Here is a 19180-nt window from a genome sequence, read left to right as displayed (position 1 = left end):
GCCCTCCGTAAGCCTCGACCAGCCGGAGGCCCTGCCGGCATCTCCAGCCGTTGCCAATATCGGCTCCGCTGTCATGTCTTGCGCTTCAGGATGGCGTCGGCTTCGGTCACGAAGGCCTGGGCGGCATCCGAACTGCTCTGCGAACCGAACGCCACGCCCGACGCGGTGCGCTGGAATGCGATCAGCACCTCGCCGGCCGCGTTCGGCGGCGACGGCGGCAGCTTGGCCGCCAGGTCGCCGAGGCCGGAAACATAGGACAGCATCGTCTTGCCGACCTCGTCCAGCGTCCCCGACAAGGCGTCGCGCACCTTGGAGGATTCCGGAATGCCCCGCTCGGTGCCGAGCACCTTGGCCGCCTCCAGGTCATTGACGAAATAGGAGATGAATTCCGCGGCTGCCTTCTGGTTCGGCGATTTGGCGAAGACCGAGAATAGCATCGCCGGCTTGCGGTAGTGGCCGCCCTTGGACTCGGCGGTGAGCCGGGGGAAATTCGCCAGCGCCACCGGCTCCTTGTTCAGCTTCTGGTAGCCGACCAGCTCATTCGAATTCGCATAGGCCACGGCCACTTTGTTCTGGGTCAGCAGCGAGGTGTCGATGTTCTGCTGGTCGAGTTCCTGGATGTCGGCAGGCGGGATGGCGCCGGCTTCGCGCAACTTTGCCCACATGTCGAACCACTCGGCGACGTCGCTCGCGTCGAAGGCGAGCTGCCCGTCCGCCGTGTAGAGCGCCTTGCCGCGCTGGCGCAGGTAGTTCTCGAAGATCTGCTCGTTTTTCGACCCGTCGGCGGCGCCGTAGAACCCGCGGCGGATGCCGGCATTGGTGATTTCCACCGCCAGCTGGGAAAAATCATCCCAGGTGGTGCTGGCATCCGGCAACGGCAGTTTCAGCTTTTCGAACACGGCCCTGTTGACCATCATGGCCACGGAGTTGGCGCCGAGGCTGATGCCGTAGAGCTTGCCGCCGACCTTGCCGCTGTCGACCTGGAGCGGGTCGAAGTCCGCGACATTGAGCGCCGTCCCCACGAAGTCGTCGAGCGGCGCGATCGCGCCACGGCTCGCATATTCGACGATGTAGCGATAGTCCATCTGGATGATGTCGGGTGCGTTGCCGCCGGCGGTCTGCGTCGCCAGCTTCGCCCAGTAGTCGTTCCAGCCGAGGAACTCGCCCTCGACACCGGTTCCGGGATTGGCCTTCATGAAGAGGTCGGCGGCGGCATAGGTGCGCTCCGCCCGGGTCTGGCTGCCCCAGAAGATCATCCGCAGCCGCTGCTGCTGCGCGAATGCGGGTCCGGCCGCCGCCAGTGCGAGCGTCGCCGAGCCACCCGCCAGGAACTGGCGTCTGTTCATATGGAATCGCATTTCAGGTTCCTCCCGGTTCGCCGGCCGTTTCCCCGGGGACGGCGGTGCGGTTCCACCGACCGGTTCCTCCCGCGGTCCTGTGGGCACCTTGCGTCCCCTGCCGGGGATCTCCGGCAAGTCGTCTAGACGCGCCAAGGTCGCACAGGCTGGATTGAAAGAAAAATACGAAGTACCGTCTTCGATATAGATAAAATCTATGGGTGGAGGACACGCGCGATGAACAAGATGCTGCGCCAGTTCATGGCCGTCGCGGAGGCTGGAACGATGAGCGGCGGCGCGACGGCCGCGCTGGTCTCGCAGCCTTCCCTGACCGTCAACATGCGCAGGCTCGAAGAGACGATGGGCGTCCCGCTGTTCATCCGCACGCCGCGCGGCGTGCGGCTCACCGAATATGGCGAGACGCTCTACCAGAATGCCAGGCTGATGCAGCGCCTCTACGACAACACGCTGAAGGCGCTCGAGCGGCAGCGCCAGCGCACCGAGGAAGGTCTGCGCATCGGCTCAGGCTATTCGTGGTGGTCGCTGTTCATCCGCGACATGGTGGTCGACCATTCGAAGCGCCATCCGGGCGCGCGCATCTATGTCAGTCTCGGGAACCAGCTGCGCTGCATGGACCTGCTGCTCGGCGGGGACATCTCCATGTTCGTGGCGCATGAGATCGAGGGGTTGAGCCACAACACCGGCACCGAACTGATCCCGCTCATGCAGGTCGGCGCGGGCTATTTCGTGCGCGCGGGCCATCCGCTTCTCGGGCGCCCCTGCACCATGGCCGACATCGACCGCTTCCCGATGGTCAGCACCGCCGTTCCGGAAGCGCGCCACCAGCGTTTCTTCGAGACATGGACGCAGACCCTCGCCGACAGTGCCTTCGACCAGCAGCACTATACGTTCGCCTCCAACTCGCTGGCCGCCTGCCTCGACTATGTCGAACACACCGATGCGGTGATCAACCACACCGATGTGATGGCCAGGGAGTTCGAGCGCCGCGGACTGCACCGGCTGTCCTTGACCGACCCCGCGCGCAAGAGAACGGTCGGCATCTATGTGCTCAGGGAGAGGATGGGCGAGCAGCGCACCATGGAGACGATCACGCTGCTGAAGCAGGCCGCCGCAACCGTGCTGCCGCTTTGAATGGGCTGAACAGCAATCCATGCGTAAGCTTCGACCGAGCTGGAACAACGGGCTACAACAGTCGTTCCTGCCTGATAGTCGGGCCAATCCCTGAGGTCGAATGTTCATTCTGCTCAATGGTTCATTTGGCATTGGCAAGACCACGGTGGCCGAGCTGCTGGTGCGTAGCGTAGCGCATACAGCTCTCTACGACCCCGAGGATGTGGGGTACGTTTTGCGTCGGCTGCCTCCCTGGGCGCTTGGCATGGCGAGGCAGCCAGCAGATTATCAAGACCTCTCCCTCTGGCGTTGGTTGATAGTCCATGGCGCGAGGCGCAAGCACCGACGTGTCCCCGTCGTTGTCGTGCCGATGGCTTTCACCAATCGAGATTACTTCGAAACTTTCGCCGCCGCTCTGGGCAAAACCGCCCCTGTTCACAAACTCTGTCTTGTCGCTCCCCTGGAAACGGTTAGGGCTCGCTTGATGAAGCGTGCGACACTGGAAAAAAGGGAGATCAGCGAATTTGAGCTTCGTCGCTCCCTGGAATGCGTCGAAGCTCATCGCGACGCGCATTTCGGAGTGCCAATCGATGCAACAGTAGCACCCGACGAGATTATCAAGGCGATCCGCAGGAAGGTGCTTATCTAGCTGCCGTCTGCAGTCAGGTGATACGATCATTTCAGAGATCATTGCCATGCGCGTGCAATCCGTAATTCCCGAACTCTGGCCTGATCTGGAGGCGCTTTTCGGAAGGGCCGGGGCGAGCAATGGATGCTGGTGCATGTACTGGTGTGTCGGTGCCTCCTACCATCGCAGACCGCGCGAGGAGAACAGGAGGGCGCTGCGGAACCAGACTGCCGGAGATACGCCGCCGGGCCTGCTGGCTTTCGACGGAGAGAAGCCGGTGGGGTGGTGCCGCCTGTATCCGCGCAGCGGCCTGCCCTGGCTTGAAAAGGCGCCGTGGTTCGTGCGGGTGGATGACAGCCCGGTCTGGTCGATACCTTGCTTCTATGTGCATCATCGCCACAGGCGGCAGGGGGTGATGAGCGAACTCATCGAAGCTGCCTTGAACGCGGCCAGGCTGGCTGGTGCTCCCGCCGTCGAGGCCTATCCGATCGATACGACGATACCGGGCAGCACCCGCAACACCTTCCCGGGTGTCGCATCGGCCTTTATCCGGGCAGGCTTCAAGGAAGTGGCGCGGCACACGGCCGCACGGCCCATTCTGCGCTACAGCCTGGCTCGATGACCGCGCCTTATCCCAGCGGCAGCTCCATCTCCAGTTGCGACAGTGCTGCCTGTTTCCAGCCGGTAGCAGCCAGGAAGCCGGCGGCCTGGCTGGCGGGCAGTGTCGCCGGGATCGTCCAGGGCCTGTCTGCAAAACGTGCCAGCAGGCTCTGCATGAAACACCGGCCGATGCCTTGTCGTGGCGAACGAACCGCGAAGGCCAGCAGCCGCACCGCCGGTCCACTCGCATCGACCAGTGCGGCCGCGTCGCCCGTGCGGAACGCTTCGACCGGCTTCGTTGCGCCGGCAAAGCAAAGCGGCGACGTCTGCCAGCTCGGATCGTCCGGCCAGACATCGAGCAGCAGGGGCAGGACGTCACCTGCAGGGCAAGGCATCACCCCATCCTCCGATGTGGCGGGCAGGACCGGATCGTGCGTGTAGCCCACCAGCGTCCGGCGCGGCACGAAACCGGCCCTGGTGTAGGTCGAGATCGCCTTGCTGTTGCTGTCGATCACCTCCAGCACCAGCCGCTCGTCTCCACGCAGCCGCGCCTCGGCGATCGCGGCGGCAATGGCCTGCGCCCCGATGCCGGCGCCCCGCAAGGGTGCAGCGATGCCGAGCGCTGCAAGACGGCTCGCGCCGCCGCGCCGCGCGATCAGCATGATGCCGGCGGTCTGGCCATCCACGCGCAGCAGCTGGCTGGCCACCAGGTCGATGTGCTCCGCCTGGATGCGGCGGGCGAGTGAAACCGGATCGAAGGCGACCGGCACGATGTAGCCCTCATAGCCGGCGGTCAGCGCAGCGCAGGATTCGGTAAGCGAGACATGCGCGAGGGAAAGGAACGAAATTTCAGGCGCCATGTCTCTTCCCGTGCCAGTGTTCCGCATCGACCTAGCGTGCTGCCGGCCGATTCGGCATGACCACCTGGATGAAAAAGGCGAGCCAGGGGGCGCTCAGCGATCGGGAAAAATCGAGAATGTTCCAGGATTGCCATGGGGACGACCATTCGCGTTGCGGCCGCTCAGACGCCTGAATTCCGCGAGGAGATCGCGGCGGCGACCGGATACATGCTGCATCTGGTCGACAGGGCGCAGCGCGAGCGCGTGTCGCTGTTATGCCTGCCGGAATGTTTCCTCCAGGGCTATCTGACCGATGGGCAGGCCGCGCGCCGGCAGGCCATCGACCTCGGCTCGCCGAGCTTCGCGGCACTCCTGCGCATGTTTCCGCCGGACGCGCCGATGACCGTCTTCGGCCTTGTCGAGATCGAGGGGGATCGGCTTTTCAACACGGCCGTCGTGGTGCATCGCCAAACCCTCATCGGGCGTTATCGCAAGACCCACATGCTCTCCCGGGAGCGCTGCTTCCATCCGGGAGACGGTGCCGACGTGTTCGCTGTCGATGGGTTGCGGTTTGGCATCAACATCTGTTTTGACACCAATTTCCCTGCCGCGTCGAAGTCCCTGGCCGACAGCGGTGCTTCTCTCATCGTCTGCCCGGCCAACAACATGCTGCCGCGGCATACGGCGGAAAAATACCGGCACGCCCACAATGCGGTGCGGGCCGAACGCTGTCGCGAGACCGGGATGTGGCTGGTTTCGGCCGACGTGACGGGCGAACGGGACGGGAAGATAGGCTGGGGTCCGACCGCGGTCCTCAGCCCGTCAGGCGATGTGGCCGCGCAACTGCCGCTCGACGAGCCGGGACTCCTGGTCTTTGACCTTCCGGTCGGTTCCACGCCCATCTAGCGCCGGCCGGCGGCGGCGCTACCGCGCCGGTTGCCGTCACACTGGCCGCAACAGGCCGATCGCCATCGAGGCGTCGAGACGGTCGACGACGTCCCAGTGGCGGTAGAGCTGCCGATCGCGCAGTTCGTAGCGGTCGGCCGTCTTGAAGGTGAGGGTCTTGCCGGTGCCGGCGACGCCGAGGAACGGGCCGGTGTGTGTCGCGCGCCAATGCGTCATCGCCATCATCCGGTCGTGCTCCACCAGGATCGTCTGTTCGACCGGGCAGAGGTCCGGCAGTCCCTCATGCAGCATGCGGACGAACTGCCTGTAGGCTTCGCGTCCAGGGCTTGCGATCAGGGGCGAGTCGCTTTCGAATTCCGGATGCAGATAGTCGTCGACCGCGCCGAGGTCATGATCGACATAGAGCCGGCTGCGGAATGCCAGCAGGCGTTTGCGTGCGTCGTTGGGTGTCATGGTGTCCTCTTCCCGATGCGCCGGAGCCGGTCGTGGCGCGCTGCATGTCGTTGCCAGTCGCGGGAAGATGGGCGATGCTCCCATCGTATTACAGTGGGGAAGTTATCCTATTATCACTGGTAATTGTCATGACACGACATCCACGATTGTCCGACCGGCTGGAGCTGGCTCAATTCCTGCGCACGCGTCGCGAGCGCCTGAAACCGACCGATATCGGCCTGCCGATGACCAGCCGCAGGCGCACACCGGGCCTGCGCCGTGAAGAGGTGGCGCAGGCGGCCGGGGTCGGCGTCACCTGGTACACCTGGCTGGAACAGGGGCGCGAGATGGAGGTCTCCACGCATTTCCTCGAGCGTATTGCCCACGCGCTGCGCCTCGGGCCCAATGAGCGCACCCATCTGTTCAGCCTCGCGCAGAACCGGCCTCCTCCCGAGCAGAACGTCGCCGGCCTCACGGTGAAACCCGCACATCTGCGCATGCTGGAGGCGATCGAGGGGCCGGCCTATATCGCCAATCCATGCCTCGATGTCGCTGCCTGGAACCAATGCCTGTCCGCCGTTTTCGGCGACCTGGCGCCTCTGCCCGAACAGAACCGCAACATGCTCTGGCTGATGTTCGCCAGCCCCGAACATCAGGCGGCGATCCCGAACTGGGAGGTCGCCGCGCGATCGATGCTGGCCCGGTTCCGCATCGAATACGGGCGCAACCGCAAGGATGCCCGTTTCCTGACGCTGATCGAGCGGCTGCAAGGGGCGAGCCCGTCCTTCCGCGCCTGGTGGCCGGAGCATGACGTGACGGTCAGGAACGAAAAGCCCAAGCGCTTCACCGTGCCCGGTGTCGGCGAACTGGAGCTCGACCAGACGGTCCTGCTGCTGGAGGATGCGCCCAACATGCGCATCGTCATCTACGCGCCGGCCAGCCGCGACAGCGCCGAGAAGGTTGCGCTTCTGACACGGGCGTGGCGCCAACGGCATGGCGGGTTCGCGGAACAGGGGTGAGATCGGCCCCGGTCGTGCAGGTGCATCGGCACCGCCGTCGCTACCCTGCCGCGAAGGTGGCGAGGCTGCCGGGCAGCTTGGTCCTGTCCTTGCCGATCATCAGCACGCCCGAGTCCGGACCGAAAAGAACCGAGAAGGGCAGCAGGGCGGCGCCGAGCGGTGACGCTTCCGGACCGAACTGGCCCGAGACGATGTCCGGCGCGATGATGCCGACGGCATTGGCCGAACCGAACTGCGCCTGGACGCGCGCCAGCAGATCCTGGTGGATCGAGCGCGGCAGGATACTGTCGAGGACGATCGCCTCGATGTCGATGATCGAGGTGATGGCGATGACGGCTTCGGCCAGCGCCTCGGCGCAGTCGTCCATCCATTCGAACAGCGGTTCACGGGCGGCGGCAGGCAGCGGGTCCAGTTCGCGGACCCGGTTGATGTCGATGCCATGCGCCTTGAGATGGTTCACCAGCACATAGATCGATGCACGATGCAGCAGGCTCTGGTATTTGGCCGAGCTGCGGCTGGCCGAACTGAGTTTCGACGGCGAAACCGGCAACGGCCCGAGTGCGGCGCTGTTGCCATGCGGGCCGGTATGCACCTTGCCGCCCTGGACGAGGCCGCCGCCGACAAACGTGTCGATCGACACATGCATGAAGTCGCGGTACCGCGATCCGATGCCCTGTGCGAGTTCGGCCAGAGCCGCGGACGTCGCGTCGTTCTCGACAAAGACCGGTGTCTTCGGATCGATGTCGAAGAACCTCTCCAGGTCGACGGCCGCCCAGCTCCCGCCTATGTCCTCCGGAAAGCCGAGTTCGTCACCCCAGTCGCCGAGAAAGTAGGGCGAAGCGATGCCGACGCCGACGATGGAGGCTTCATCGAGGCTGTTGACCAGCTTGCGAAAATTGGCGAGCGCCGTGTTGCCGCCGCGCAGCACCATGTCTGCTGCGGGATAGCGGTATTCGTGGGTTTCCCGCGACCGGATCTCGCCGGCAAAATCGACAAGCACCGCCTCGAGCGCGCGCCGGCCGATCTTGATGCCGACGCTGTAGATGCGTTCCGGAGTCAGCCGGTACAGGATGGAGGGTGAACCACGCTGCCCGAACCTTTTCCCAATCTGCTTGACGAAACCGGACGCTTCCAGCCCATCGACAATATCGGCGACCGCGGCGGGCGTCAGGTTCGCCGCCCTTGCGAGATCCGATTTGGAGGCTTCTTTCATGCGGCGAACGGCATCAAGGACAAAACGCTCGTTGTAATGCCTCAACTTGATGGAATTGCTGCCTTTTCCGCTCAAGAGAATTCTCCGTGCCTCGGCCCCCGTCGCGAAGGCCACACTGAAGCATCTTTGCGTTAGCCCTTCGTAATGAATGAGCTTCGCATGCCGCTTCCCGCGAAGTCAATTTTCGCCATTGTCATCCGATTGCATTTAATATAGCAAGTTAAAAAAACATTTGATGCTACGGGAGGTCGGCTGAGAATGGACGCGCATCGCGATACAAAGCGAGAGGCAGCCGCAGGCGCGCCCATTGGCCTGGCCGGGGTCACCAAGGCATTCGGCGGCACCGTCGCCATCAGGGATGTCTCGTTCGATCTGCGGCCCGGCGAGGTGCTTGCGCTGCTCGGCGAGAACGGCGCCGGGAAAAGCACCTGCGTGAAATTGCTGGCGGGTGTCTATGCCCCGACCGAGGGAAGCGTCCATGTCGATCGGCATCCCGTCGCGTTCCGGTCGCCGCATGATGCCCAGGCCGCCGGCGTTGCCGTCATGCATCAGCATCCCGGGCTGTTCCCCGACCTGTCCGTGGCCGAGAACATCTATCTGGGTCATATGCCGCGCGACCGCTTCGGCGGCGTGGACATGGCGGCCGCCTCGGCGAAGGCCGCGACGATACTCGCCACCGTCGGGTTGGACGTGCCGCCGGAAACATTGCTCGGAACGCTGCGCACATCCGAGCAGCAGCTCGTCGAGATCGCCCGCGCGCTTTCCCTCGACGCCCGCGTCCTCATCATGGATGAGCCGACCGCGGCGCTCTCGCAACGGGAAGTCACCCGGCTGTTCGCAGTTGTCGACGATCTGCGCGCCCGCGGCGTGGCGATGATGTTCGTCGGCCACCGCATGGACGAGATCTTCCATGTCGCCGACCGCATCGCCGTGCTGCGCGACGGCCGCCTGATCGACGTCTGCGGCAAGGCCGAGCTCAGTCGCGGTCGCGCCATCTCCATGATGGTCGGTCGCGAACTGACCGAGCTTTATCCCGAGCGGACACAGACCAGGGGCGAGCTTGTTCTCGAGACGAGGGGGCTTTCCCGAGCCGGCGCATTCTCCGGCATCGACCTGACCCTGCATGCCGGGGAGGTGCTCGGGCTGGGTGGTCTTGTCGGCAGCGGCCGCACCGAGATCGCGCGCGCCCTGTTCGGCATAGACCGGCCCGACGCCGGCAGCATCCTGATCGACGGCAGGCCGGTCCGCTTCGCATCGGCGATCGATGCGATGCGGGCACGCATCGCCTATGTCTCGGAGGATCGCCTCGGGCAAAGCCTCGTCACCGATTTCTCGATCCTCGACAACGCGATCCTGCCCAGTCTCGACCGCGCCGCGCCCCGCGGTCTCTACAGCGCGGGCCGGGCAACGGAACTGGTTTCCGGTTTCCTCAGGCAGATGAAACTGCGTTTCGCCGGTTACCAGCAGCCGGTCAAGGAACTGTCCGGCGGCAACCAGCAGAAGGTCGTGCTGGCCAAATGGCTGCGTACGGAACCGCGCATCCTCATCCTGGACGAGCCGACGCAGGGCATCGATGTCGGCAGCAAGGCCGAGGTCCACGCCATGATTGCCGAGCTTGCCCGCCAAGGCATGGCCATCATCCTGATCTCCTCGGAGATGCCCGAGCTGATCGGCATGTGCGACCGCATCCTCGTCCTGCGCGAAGGGCACAAGACCGCCGAGTTCATCAAGGGCGAAGCCTCGCAGGAAAAGGTCCTCGAGGCGGCCACGACCAGCGACGTCGCCGGGACTGCGGCCCATTCCGTGGATGACGAGCCCGGTGCCGGCAAATCCGGCCGGCTGGATTTCCTGAAGCGCCGCGAACTCGGACTGCTGGCGGCCATGCTGGCGGTCGTCATTCCCGTTGCCGTCATCAACCCGCGCATGATCAGCGCCGCCAACCTGACGGCGGTGTCGATGGACGCCGCCCTGCTGATCGTCGCGGCTCTCGCCCAGATGCTGGTGCTGATCACCCGCAACATCGACCTGTCGATCGGCTCGGTCATCGGCCTTTCCGCCTACATGGCGGCAAGCGCGGTACAGGCCTTCCCCAATGGCGACATCTTCGTCGGGCTGTCGGTGGCCTGCGCGGTGGGCCTCGCTGCCGGGCTGCTCAACGGTCTCGTCGTGACCAGGGGGCAGATCCCGTCCATCGTCGTCACGCTGGCGTCGATGTCGATCTATCGCGGCTTCAACTCCTTGTGGGCGGCCGGCAATCAGGTCAGCGCCGACGAGGTCACGCAGCGCTGGCTGGACATGACCGGCTACAGGGTGCTGGGCATCCCGCTCATCGTCGTGATCGCCGCGCTGGTGCTTCTTGCCGCCTATGTCCTGCTGTATCGGACATCGTTCGGCCGCGAGCTCTTCGCCGTCGGCTCGAACCCGGATGGCGCAAGGCTGATCGGCATTCCGGCCGACCGGCGCATCCTGGCGGCCTTCGCCATCGCCGGGCTGCTCGGCGGCCTGTGCGGCGCGCTCTGGGCCTCGCGCTATGCCACCATCGACGCCCGCGTCGCCGTCGGTTTCGAGCTGACCGTCATTGCCTCGGCTGTCGTCGGCGGGGTCGCCATCCGGGGTGGCGCCGGCACGCTGCTCGGCCTGACCCTGGGCGCGCTGACCCTGCTGCTCATCCGCAACGGGTTGACGCTGGTCAGGGTCGATCCGCTCTGGCTGCAGGCGGTCTACGGGCTGGTCATCCTCATCGCCATCGGCATCGACGCCCTGATCGTGCGTCGCGGCCGCCAGGCAAAGCGGGGCTAATCGTCATGAAAAAGCTGCTTGCGTCCATCGACTTCTGGGACCTGCTTCTGGCTGCTGCCTTTGCGCTGGTCTTCGGCTATGCCGCGCTTTTCGTCCCCAACTTCCTGTCGGGCTTCAACCTGTCCCAGCTTGCCGCCAGCGTATCGGAGAAAGCGCTGCTCATCCTGCCGATGACCTTGCTGATCATCGTGCGCGAGATCGATCTCTCGATCGCCTCGGTCCTGGCGCTGTCGTCGGTGATCTTCGGTCTGCTGCTGCAGGCCGGCGCGCCGATGCTCGTTGCGATCCCGCTGACGCTGTTGTTCGGCGGTATCCTCGGTGCCTTCAACGGGTTTCTCGTCTCGTCGCTTGCGCTGCAGTCGCTTGTCGTCACGCTGGGCACGATGGCGCTGTACAGGGGGCTCGGCTACATCCTGCTCGGTACCGGCTCGATCAATGTCCTGCCGCCTTCGCTCGTTGACTTCGGCATCGACAACGTGCCGGGCACGCAGATCCCGCTGACCATCATCCCCTTCCTCGTCCTGGCTCCGGTCTTCGCCGTCCTGCTGCAGAAGACGCCGACCGGAAAGCGCATCTACGCGCTCGGCGGCAATCCGGAGGTGGCGCGTTATTCGGGCATCAGGACCGGGCGCATGGTGCTTGGCCTGTTCATCACCTCGGGCGTGATGGCCGCGATCGCCGGCATGGTCTACACGGCGCGCCTGTCCAACGCCCGCGCCAACAACGCGCTCGGCATGGAGCTGGACGTCATCACCATTGTCCTTCTGGGCGGCGTCAGCGTGTTCGGCGGCAAGGGAAAACTGACCGGCGTCATGCTCGCGCTCGTCCTGATCGCCATCGTGCGCAATGTGCTCGCCCTCAACCAGATCGGCGGCGACGCGCAGGGCATGATCATCGGACTGCTCCTGATCGGCTCGCTGCTGGTCGGAAACTACTGGCGCTCCTTCGAGGAGGCGCAAAGCCGATCGCGCGCGCTGCGCGAGACAAAGGGATGATCGATCCATCCCCACCCACAAGACCCGAAAACCAAAGGAGGAGTAACATGAAATCTCTTGGTCTGGCCCTTCTTGCAACGGCCGCCTTTCTCGTCCCGACGACATTCGCCACCGCGGACGAATGCGCCAAGGAGCCGGTGACCGTCGGCTTCCTGCCCAAGCTGGACACCGATCCCTACTTCAAGGCAGCCCAGCTGGGCGCCGAGGAGGCCGCCAAGGAGATCGGCGGCAAGGCAATCCAGGTTGCGCCTTCCCAGGCCACCGCCGATGCCCAGATCGAGTTCATCAACAGCCTGGTGTCGCAGCAGGTCGGCGTGATCGCCATTTCCGGCAATGACGCCAATGCCGTTGCGCCGGCGCTGAAACGCGCCGCCAAGCAGGGCGTCAGGATCATCTCCTACGATTCCGATGTCGCGGCGGATGCCCGTTCGATCTTCGTCAACCAGGCGCTCGGCTCGAGCCTGGCCGAGATGATGCTGGAAAGCGCCTTCAACCTCACCGGCGGCGAAGGAGAATTCGCGATCCTCTCGTCGACGCCGACCGCCACCAACCAGAACGCCTGGATCGAGCTGATCAAGGGCAAGCTGGCCGGCGATGCGAAATTCGCCAAGATGAAGCTGGTGCAGGTTGCCTATGGCGAGGAGAGCGAGCAGGTCAACCAGCAGCAGGCGCTGGCCCTGGTGCAGGCGTTTCCAAACCTGAAGGCGATCATCGTGCCTGCCGGCATCGGCTTGCCTGCGGCGGCCCGCGCGCTTGAGGAAGCCGGCATGATCGGCAAGGTCAAGCTGACCGGCCTGGCGCCGGCGACGCTGATCGCGAAATACATCAAGGATGGCGCCGCCCAGGACATCTGGTGGAACGTTTCCGATCTCGGCTACCTCACCTACCAGACCGCCCAGGCGCTGGCCCAGTGCAAGATCACCGGCAAGGAGGGCGACAAGTTCTCGGCAGGGCGGCTCGGTGAATACACGATCGGTGCCAAGGGCGAACTGATCCTCGGACCGGCCAAGATCGTCACGCCGGAAAACCTCGCCGAATTCAAGTTCTGATCGGTCACGGCGGGGGCGCACCCGCGCGCCTCCGCTCCCCGAAGGAGTTTCCAGCACAATGGCAGCCTTGAAGATACTGCTGGCCGGCGAAACGTTCCGGGCCACGACACTGGTTGCGGTGGGCGGTGACGTGATCGCCAGCGCCTCGCAGACCAATGGCGCGGTTGCCTTCAACACGGCCCTCGCAAAAGCCGATGTCGCGGTGACCCAGATCGGCTCCGAACAATGTGGTTCGGAGTTCCCGACCTCCGTCGAAGCCCTTCGGCAGTACGGCGCCGTCGTCGTCTCCGACGTCGGTGCGCTTTCGCTGCTGATAACCCCCGAAACGCGCCTCGGGCGTTGCAGCGTGAACCGCCTCGAGGTCCTGAAAAGCTATGTCGAGGCCGGCGGCGGACTGGTCATGGCCGGTGGCTATATGGGTTTCCAGGGCATGTTCGGCGGCGCGAAGTTTTTCGACACGCCGGTGGAAGACGTGCTTCCGGTGCGGTGCCTGCCTTACAGCGACGGTCTCGAAGTACCCGAGGGCCTGACGCCAGCGATCCGTCGCGACACGCATCCGATCCTGGCCGGGATCGAGGAACCGCTGCCGGCCATTCTCGGACTGAACAAGGTGTCGTTTCGCTATGACGGCTCCTCGACCCTGGTGGCGACCTGCAGCCATCGCAACGGCCTCTGGCCGCTGCTTGCCACGCGCTGCATCGGCAAGGGCCGCACCGTGGCATGGACGACCGACATCGGTCCGCATTGGCTGTCGGCGGAATTCCTCGACTGGCCGCACTACGGCAGGCTGATGAGCAACATGGTTCTGTGGGCTTCCGGAAAGGATCCGGCGGTGACCGCGTGAGCCCGAACCAGTTTGGCCAGTGCCGGCCGCTGCTCCCTGCGGCATGCCTTTTGAGGACGTTCGCGGTGGGGGCACCACGGCGGTTCCTCGACCGGCCAGGCACTGGCCAAAACCCTTCCCATGCAAACAGGAATGAACAGTCATGAAATTCTTCGTCGACACCGCAGATGTGAAGGAAATCCAGGAGCTCAACGCGCTGGGCCTGCTCGATGGCGTCACCACCAACCCGTCGCTGATCCTGAAGTCCGGCGGCAAGATCGATGAGGTCACGAAGCAGATCTGCGACATCGTCGAAGGTCCGGTCTCGGCCGAAGTCACCGCCACCGATTTCGACGGCATGATGAAGGAAGCCAAGGTGCTGGCCAGGATCGCCGACAATGTCTGCATCAAGGTGCCGCTCACCCTCGACGGCCTCAAGGCCTGCCGCGCCATCCGTGCCGAAGGCCGCATGGTCAACGTCACGCTCTGCTTCTCGGCCAACCAGGCGCTGCTTGCCGCCAAGGCCGGCGCCACCTTCATCTCGCCCTTCATCGGTCGTCTCGACGACATGGGCTTCGACGGCATGGAAGTGATCGCCGAGATCCGTCAGGTCTATGACAATTACGGCTTCGACACCGAGATCCTGGCCGCCTCGATCCGCACGCCGGACCACGTCAAGCGCGCCGCCCTGATCGGCGCCGACGTCGCCACCATCCCGCCGGCCACGCTGAAGGCCCTGGTCAAGCATCCGCTCACCGACAAGGGGCTCGAACAGTTCCTCGCCGACTGGGCCAAGACCGGACAGAAGATCGGCTGATCATGTCGACGGTAGAGGAACTGGCGGCGACCATCGTCGACCGCGCACAGCACTCCAGGCGTTATCTGACAGCTCTCGCCGGACCGCCGGGTTCGGGAAAGTCGACCCTGTCGGAAGCGCTGGCGGCTGCACTGCCGCCGGGCAGCGCCGCGGTCGTGCAGGCCGATGGCTTTCACTTCGACAACGTCCTGCTCGACCGGCTGGGCCGGAGAGCCTGGAAAGGCGCGCCCGATACGTTCGACTGCCGCGGTCTCGATTTCCTGCTCCGGCGCATCAGGAACAGCGAGCCCGACGTCATCGCACCGGTTTTCGACCGCACGCTCGACGTCGCCCGCGCCGGCGCCGTGATGATCGGCGAGGACGTCAGACATGTCATCGTCGAAAGCAACTACCTCGCTCTCGGCACAGGTCCGTGGTCGCTGCTCAGGCAGCATTTCGACTGCACCGTCTTCATCGAGGTGCCGCGCCAGGAATTGCAGCGCCGCCTGATGAGCCGCTGGCTCGACCTGGGTTTCTCCGCCGATGCCGCGCGTCAGAAGGTCGAAGGCAACGATCTGCGCAATGCCGATCTCGTGCTGAGCCAGAGCCGGGACTGGGACCTGACGTGGCGGCCTTGCGACCCGTCGTGATCCTGCCGCGTGCATGGCTCAGAGCTTGTCGAGGAACCGCTTTGCAATGTCGGTGTACTCGCCGTCGAAATGATGGCCGCCATCGGTCTCGATCTTGGTGATGTCCTTCACGGCCGGGTCCTCGCAGCCGCCCTCGTCGTCTTCCTTGCCGTAGATGCACAGCACCTTGTCCTTCGGCAGGGCGGCGATCGCGGGCGGCACCGGATAGCCGCTGTCGTCGATGCCGAGCCAACCGGAGATGGTGACCTGCATCGAGGTGGAAAGGCTCGGCGCCATCAGCCCGAGGACCTTGGTCCGGTCCTGCAGCTCCTTCGAGAGCAGCGGATAGGCGAAGGGGATCGTGTCCGCACCGAAGGAATAGCCGATCAGCATCACCGGCAGCTTCGCCTGCGGGTCGGCATCCTTGACCAGCGTGGTGATGTCGGCGGCCAGCTCCTGCGGCGTGCGCTTCGACCAGAAATAATGCAGCGCATCCAGCCCGACGACATGAATGCCTTGCGTCGACAGCCATTCGCCCATGGTCTTGTCGATGTCGCGCCAGCCGCCGTCACCCGAAATGAAGATGGCGACCGCCTTGGGCGGCGTCGTCGACGGCAGGTCGATGGCGGGCAGCTTGCCGAACGGCGAGCTCGCATCGACCAGCGCGGAGACAGTGCCGACCAGCTGCGTGGCGGCGTTGTCGCTGTCGAGCGCCTCCACCGTGATGTTGGACTGCTGCGCGGCCTGTGTGCGGAACGCATCCAGCGTGTCGGCGGCGACGAACAGGCTCGCCGCTTCCGGCATCGCCTTGTCGAAGGCATAGCTGTAGGCCTTGCCGTCGGCGGTCTTGCTCGCCGTCGAGCCGGGGCAGAACGGCAGCCGCAGCGTCAGCCGGTTGGCAAAGCCGGAAGCGACGGCCCCGCCCAGCGTGTTGGCCGGCGCATCGGCGAGCGCCGCATAGGCGAACGTCGCACCTTCGCCGGTGCCGGCAACGATCGGCGGCAGATAGGTCTGGATGTTGAGCTGGCGTTGCGCGGTCTGGGCAAGGTCGGTGATCTCGCCGACGACGTAGAGGCAGACACCGTCCGCCTTGTCCAGCTCCCGGGCATAGGCGGCAAGATCGACGCCGAGCACGACATTGCCGTCGTCGCTGAGTGCGGACGCCGTCGCGTCGTCCGCAGGGCTCCACCCGCTGCGGTCGGAGAAATAGACCACCATCGCCTTGGCGTCGCCTTTCGCGGGCAGCAGCCGCACATTCTGCAACCGCTCGACGGAAAGCGTCGACGCCGGCGCATCGGATTGCGCGGTGGCGAGCCCGATAAAGCAGAAGGAGATCAGCAGGGAGAGGACGGAGGCGAGGATTTTCATCGTTTGAAGATTCGGATCGGGTTCCCGGAAATCAAGGTCGTAATATCGAGCAGGATCTGCGGCATGGCCAGTCCCCCGGGGCAGGCCAGATATTGCGGCGTCCACACCGGGTCGAATTTCTGCTTGAAGGCGCGCAGGCCTTCGAAATTGTAGATTTCATCGCCGCGCTTGTAGATGAAGGTGCCGATGCGGTTCCAGGTCGAGGCGAGCGGATGGTCGGCGAGCCCGGACAGCGGCGCTGCCCCCAGGTTGAACCATTTGTAGCCCTCCGCCTTGCCAAGCAGCAGGATGTGGGCAAACAGCGCGTCCATCATGATCTTGGAGACGCCACGTTTGTAGCGCATCAGGTCGACCGACAGCTCCTCGCCGTCGCCGCTGCGCCACAGATTGGCGAAGGCGACGATCTCGTCGCCCTTGCGCAGCACGGCGCAGTCGAATTCGCGCATGTAGTCGTCGTCGAAATAGCCGAGCGAAAAACCCTTCTCGCTGCCGTGCTTCTTGCCCATCCACTCGTCGGAGACCGCACGCAGTTCGGGCAGGACGCTGGCGACGTCGGCCTTGGGGATGACCGAGAAGGTGAGCCCTTCGCGGCCGGATTTGCCATAGGCGTAGCGGAGCGGCTGGCGGATGGCGCCTTCGAGCGAAAAATCGGTCAATCCGACGCGCGCCACTTCGCCGATCTTCAGGATGGCCAGGCTCATGTCGAGATAGTGGGTCAGGAATTCCGGCTGGATCGAATAGAACACGGCGCGCGCACCGGCCTGGTCAGCGGCTTCCGCGAAACGCCAGATCAGCGTCCTGCCGGCCTGGGCATCGCCGACCGGATCTCCCATCGTCACCCAGCTGTTGCCGGATCGCGCGTACATCAGGAAGGCTTTCTCGCAAGGCGAGATCATGAAGGATTTGTCGCCAAGCAGGGCGACGCATGGCTCCGTGCCGGAAGACGTCTCGAGAATGCGTCGAACCGCATCCGGCACGGCGACCCGGCCTGGGCTTTTGGGATGGGCGGGGCGGTTGATGACCGTGTCGATGGCCAGTGCGGCGGCGACGATGGCCATGGCCATGGTGGCGCGCAGGAAGCGCGGCGCGTCGCCGTCCCAGGCGAACTCCCACCACAGCGAAGACTGGTATTCGACATGGCGGTAGGCCAGCAGTCCGACGATGATGCTGGCGGTCACGACGATGGACAGCAGTCCGATCCAGGTTGTGTCGAGCCGGAACGAGCGCCAGTCACCCTTGCGGTAGAAGGCATCCCTGTAGATGAACAGAGCACCTGCCACCGCCACCAGCACGATCGCTTCTTCCCAGTCCAGCCCCTTCAGCACCGAGAAGACGGCGCCGGTCAGAAGCAGGACGATGGCCGCGAAGCGTGCCAGCGCGATGCGGCGATAAAGGCCGCGTGCGATGATGATGAGCAGCAGGCCGGTGACGCTGGCCAGAAGATGCGACGCTTCGGCAAAGGGCAGGGGAAGAATATCGCTCAGCCAGTCGGTGCGATCGCTGACGGCCGGAACCGAGCCTGAAAACAGCAGCACCAGTCCGCCGGCGAAGACCAGCGTCGCGCTGATCGGCGGCACGATGTGCCGGGTCAGCGCCAGCGTTCGGCCCGCCACGTTCGAAACCGTGCTGCGGACACGGTAGATTTCGAACACGAGCAGGGCCAGCGCCGCCAGTGCCAGCGGGAACAGGTAGTAGACGATGCGGAAGACGACGAGTGCCGCGATGACGTCGGGCCGGGCGCCGACGCCGAGCCCGAACAGGATCGTCGCTTCCAGCACGCCGAGGCCGCCGGGCGCATGGCTGACCACGGTGGCGATGATCGCAAGGGCGAACAGCGCGAGGAACACGGTGAATGCCGGCGCGACGTCGGCCGGCAGCAGCACGTAGAGTGCCGCCGCCGCGGCGCCGATGTCGACCGCGCCGATGAGGATCTGCACCGCCGCGCTGCGCGCCGAAGGGAACGGGAATGTCCAGCCGAGCACGGAGACCTGCCGCCGCCCGCGTGCCAGCCACAACAGCACGAGCGCGAGACCGGCCAGGATGCCGCCGCCGATGATGCGGTCGTCGACCGGCGAAACCAGGCTGAGCGCCGGCACGCCTACCGGATCGAACAGCATCGCCATGCCGACGATGGTGAGCAGGCCGCCCCAGAAGGTGAGGAAGGAGACGCCGACGATCCTGCCGACATCGGCGGCGTCCAGCCCGACCGACTGGTAGATGCGGTAGCGGACGGGGCCGCCGACGAAGACGTGGAAGCCGATCGCGTTCGAAAAACCGTAGCCGACAAAGCCCGCGAACAGGGCAAGACGGGTCGGCACCTTGTCGGGCGCGATGTGCCGGATCGCCATGACGTCGTACAGCGCCATCGCCATCAGGCTGACCAGCGTGAAGGCAAGCGCCGGTGCCACCGTCGCAAGGGACGTTGAGGCGACGGCGTCGATGATGTGGTTGAGTCGGATCTTGCCGCCGATCTCGTGGATGAACAGGAATGCGATGGCGACGGCGACCGCGCCGACGATCGGCCCGAGCACGCGCGGCTCCACGATGCGGTCAACTATTCGTGAGAGACCGCTGCCGAGATTCTGCTCGTCGACCTGAGCGTCGGCGTCATTCATG

The 19180-nt window shown here is 64.9% G+C and carries 17 protein-coding genes; 11 read left to right on the top strand and 6 right to left on the bottom strand.

Annotated elements, in window-relative coordinates; translation table 11 throughout:
- Positions 1-71: 71 nt before the first annotated feature.
- Positions 72-1346 (bottom strand): extracellular solute-binding protein, encoded by a 1275-nt coding sequence (locus C1M53_RS07700; protein ID WP_245488478.1) that lies wholly within the window; start codon positions 1344-1346, stop codon positions 72-74.
- Positions 1347-1574: 228 nt separating this feature from the next.
- Between C1M53_RS07700 and C1M53_RS07695 the strand changes: the two genes are divergently transcribed.
- The 3 genes from C1M53_RS07695 to C1M53_RS07685 all read left to right on the top strand — a co-directional run bounded on the left by C1M53_RS07695 (position 1575) and on the right by C1M53_RS07685 (position 3718).
- A complete protein-coding gene (locus C1M53_RS07695; protein ID WP_129411706.1) occupies positions 1575-2489 on the top strand; it encodes a LysR family transcriptional regulator in 915 nt (304 codons plus the stop codon).
- A gap of 100 nt (positions 2490-2589) precedes the next feature.
- Positions 2590-3117, top strand: coding sequence for an AAA family ATPase (locus tag C1M53_RS07690; RefSeq protein WP_129411705.1), 528 nt, complete (start codon positions 2590-2592; stop codon positions 3115-3117).
- A 133-nt stretch (positions 3118-3250) separates the two neighbouring features.
- Positions 3251-3718, top strand: a complete 468-nt coding sequence (locus C1M53_RS07685) for a GNAT family N-acetyltransferase (protein ID WP_129411704.1) — start codon at positions 3251-3253, stop codon at positions 3716-3718.
- A gap of 7 nt (positions 3719-3725) precedes the next feature.
- On the opposite strand, the gene C1M53_RS07680 is transcribed toward C1M53_RS07685, so the two are convergent.
- A complete protein-coding gene (locus C1M53_RS07680; protein WP_165358086.1) occupies positions 3726-4556 on the bottom strand; it encodes a GNAT family N-acetyltransferase in 831 nt (276 codons plus the stop codon).
- A gap of 132 nt (positions 4557-4688) precedes the next feature.
- On the opposite strand from C1M53_RS07680, the gene C1M53_RS07675 reads away from it, so the two are divergent.
- Positions 4689-5441 carry a carbon-nitrogen hydrolase family protein gene (locus tag C1M53_RS07675; protein ID WP_129411702.1) on the top strand — a complete coding sequence of 251 codons (753 nt, stop codon included), beginning with the start codon at positions 4689-4691 and terminating at the stop codon, positions 5439-5441.
- Positions 5442-5477: 36 nt separating this feature from the next.
- Here the strand turns inward: C1M53_RS07675 and C1M53_RS07670 are convergent, their stop codons facing one another.
- A complete protein-coding gene (locus tag C1M53_RS07670) occupies positions 5478-5894 on the bottom strand; it encodes an ester cyclase (RefSeq protein ID WP_165358085.1) in 417 nt (138 codons plus the stop codon).
- Positions 5895-6022: 128 nt separating this feature from the next.
- On the opposite strand from C1M53_RS07670, the gene C1M53_RS07665 reads away from it, so the two are divergent.
- Positions 6023-6892, top strand: coding sequence for a helix-turn-helix transcriptional regulator (locus tag C1M53_RS07665; RefSeq protein WP_165358084.1), 870 nt, complete (start codon positions 6023-6025; stop codon positions 6890-6892).
- A gap of 40 nt (positions 6893-6932) precedes the next feature.
- Here C1M53_RS07665 and C1M53_RS07660 read toward each other — a convergent pair whose 3' ends face one another.
- The gene (locus C1M53_RS07660) at positions 6933-8180 is read right to left on the bottom strand and encodes an ROK family transcriptional regulator (RefSeq protein ID WP_129411699.1); all 1248 of its coding nucleotides are present in this window, start codon (positions 8178-8180) and stop codon (positions 6933-6935) included.
- A 183-nt stretch (positions 8181-8363) separates the two neighbouring features.
- Between C1M53_RS07660 and C1M53_RS07655 the strand changes: the two genes are divergently transcribed.
- The 6 genes from C1M53_RS07655 (at position 8364) to C1M53_RS07630 (ending at position 15217) form a co-directional block, all read left to right on the top strand.
- Positions 8364-10904 carry an ATP-binding cassette domain-containing protein gene (locus C1M53_RS07655; protein WP_129411698.1) on the top strand — a complete coding sequence of 847 codons (2541 nt, stop codon included), beginning with the start codon at positions 8364-8366 and terminating at the stop codon, positions 10902-10904.
- Positions 10905-10909: 5 nt separating this feature from the next.
- Positions 10910-11899 carry an ABC transporter permease gene (locus C1M53_RS07650; RefSeq protein WP_129411697.1) on the top strand — a complete coding sequence of 330 codons (990 nt, stop codon included), beginning with the start codon at positions 10910-10912 and terminating at the stop codon, positions 11897-11899.
- 47 nt (positions 11900-11946) lie between these two features.
- Positions 11947-12948, top strand: coding sequence for a rhamnose ABC transporter substrate-binding protein (locus C1M53_RS07645; protein ID WP_129411696.1), 1002 nt, complete (start codon positions 11947-11949; stop codon positions 12946-12948).
- Between the two features lie 58 nt (positions 12949-13006).
- Positions 13007-13792 carry a glutamine amidotransferase gene (locus tag C1M53_RS07640; RefSeq protein ID WP_129411695.1) on the top strand — a complete coding sequence of 262 codons (786 nt, stop codon included), beginning with the start codon at positions 13007-13009 and terminating at the stop codon, positions 13790-13792.
- A gap of 142 nt (positions 13793-13934) precedes the next feature.
- Entirely contained in the window at positions 13935-14588 is a 654-nt protein-coding gene (gene fsa / locus C1M53_RS07635; RefSeq protein WP_129411694.1) for a fructose-6-phosphate aldolase, read from the top strand.
- 2 nt (positions 14589-14590) lie between these two features.
- On the top strand, positions 14591-15217 hold the full coding sequence (locus C1M53_RS07630) for a nucleoside/nucleotide kinase family protein (RefSeq protein WP_129411693.1): 627 nt from the start codon (positions 14591-14593) through the stop codon (positions 15215-15217).
- Between the two features lie 18 nt (positions 15218-15235).
- Here the strand turns inward: C1M53_RS07630 and C1M53_RS07625 are convergent, their stop codons facing one another.
- Entirely contained in the window at positions 15236-16564 is a 1329-nt protein-coding gene (locus tag C1M53_RS07625) for an AcvB/VirJ family lysyl-phosphatidylglycerol hydrolase (RefSeq protein WP_129411692.1), read from the bottom strand.
- Positions 16561-19179, bottom strand: a complete 2619-nt coding sequence (mprF, locus tag C1M53_RS07620) for a bifunctional lysylphosphatidylglycerol flippase/synthetase MprF (RefSeq protein ID WP_129411691.1) — start codon at positions 19177-19179, stop codon at positions 16561-16563. Before mprF ends, C1M53_RS07625 begins: the two co-directional genes overlap by 4 nt.
- Between the last annotated feature and the right edge of the window lies 1 nt (position 19180).

It is taken from the genome of Mesorhizobium sp. Pch-S (assembly GCF_004136315.1).
Lineage (GTDB): Bacteria > Pseudomonadota > Alphaproteobacteria > Rhizobiales > Rhizobiaceae > Mesorhizobium.
Note: the sequence above shows the minus strand (reverse complement) of the source record. Positions and strands in the feature narration are given on the sequence as shown.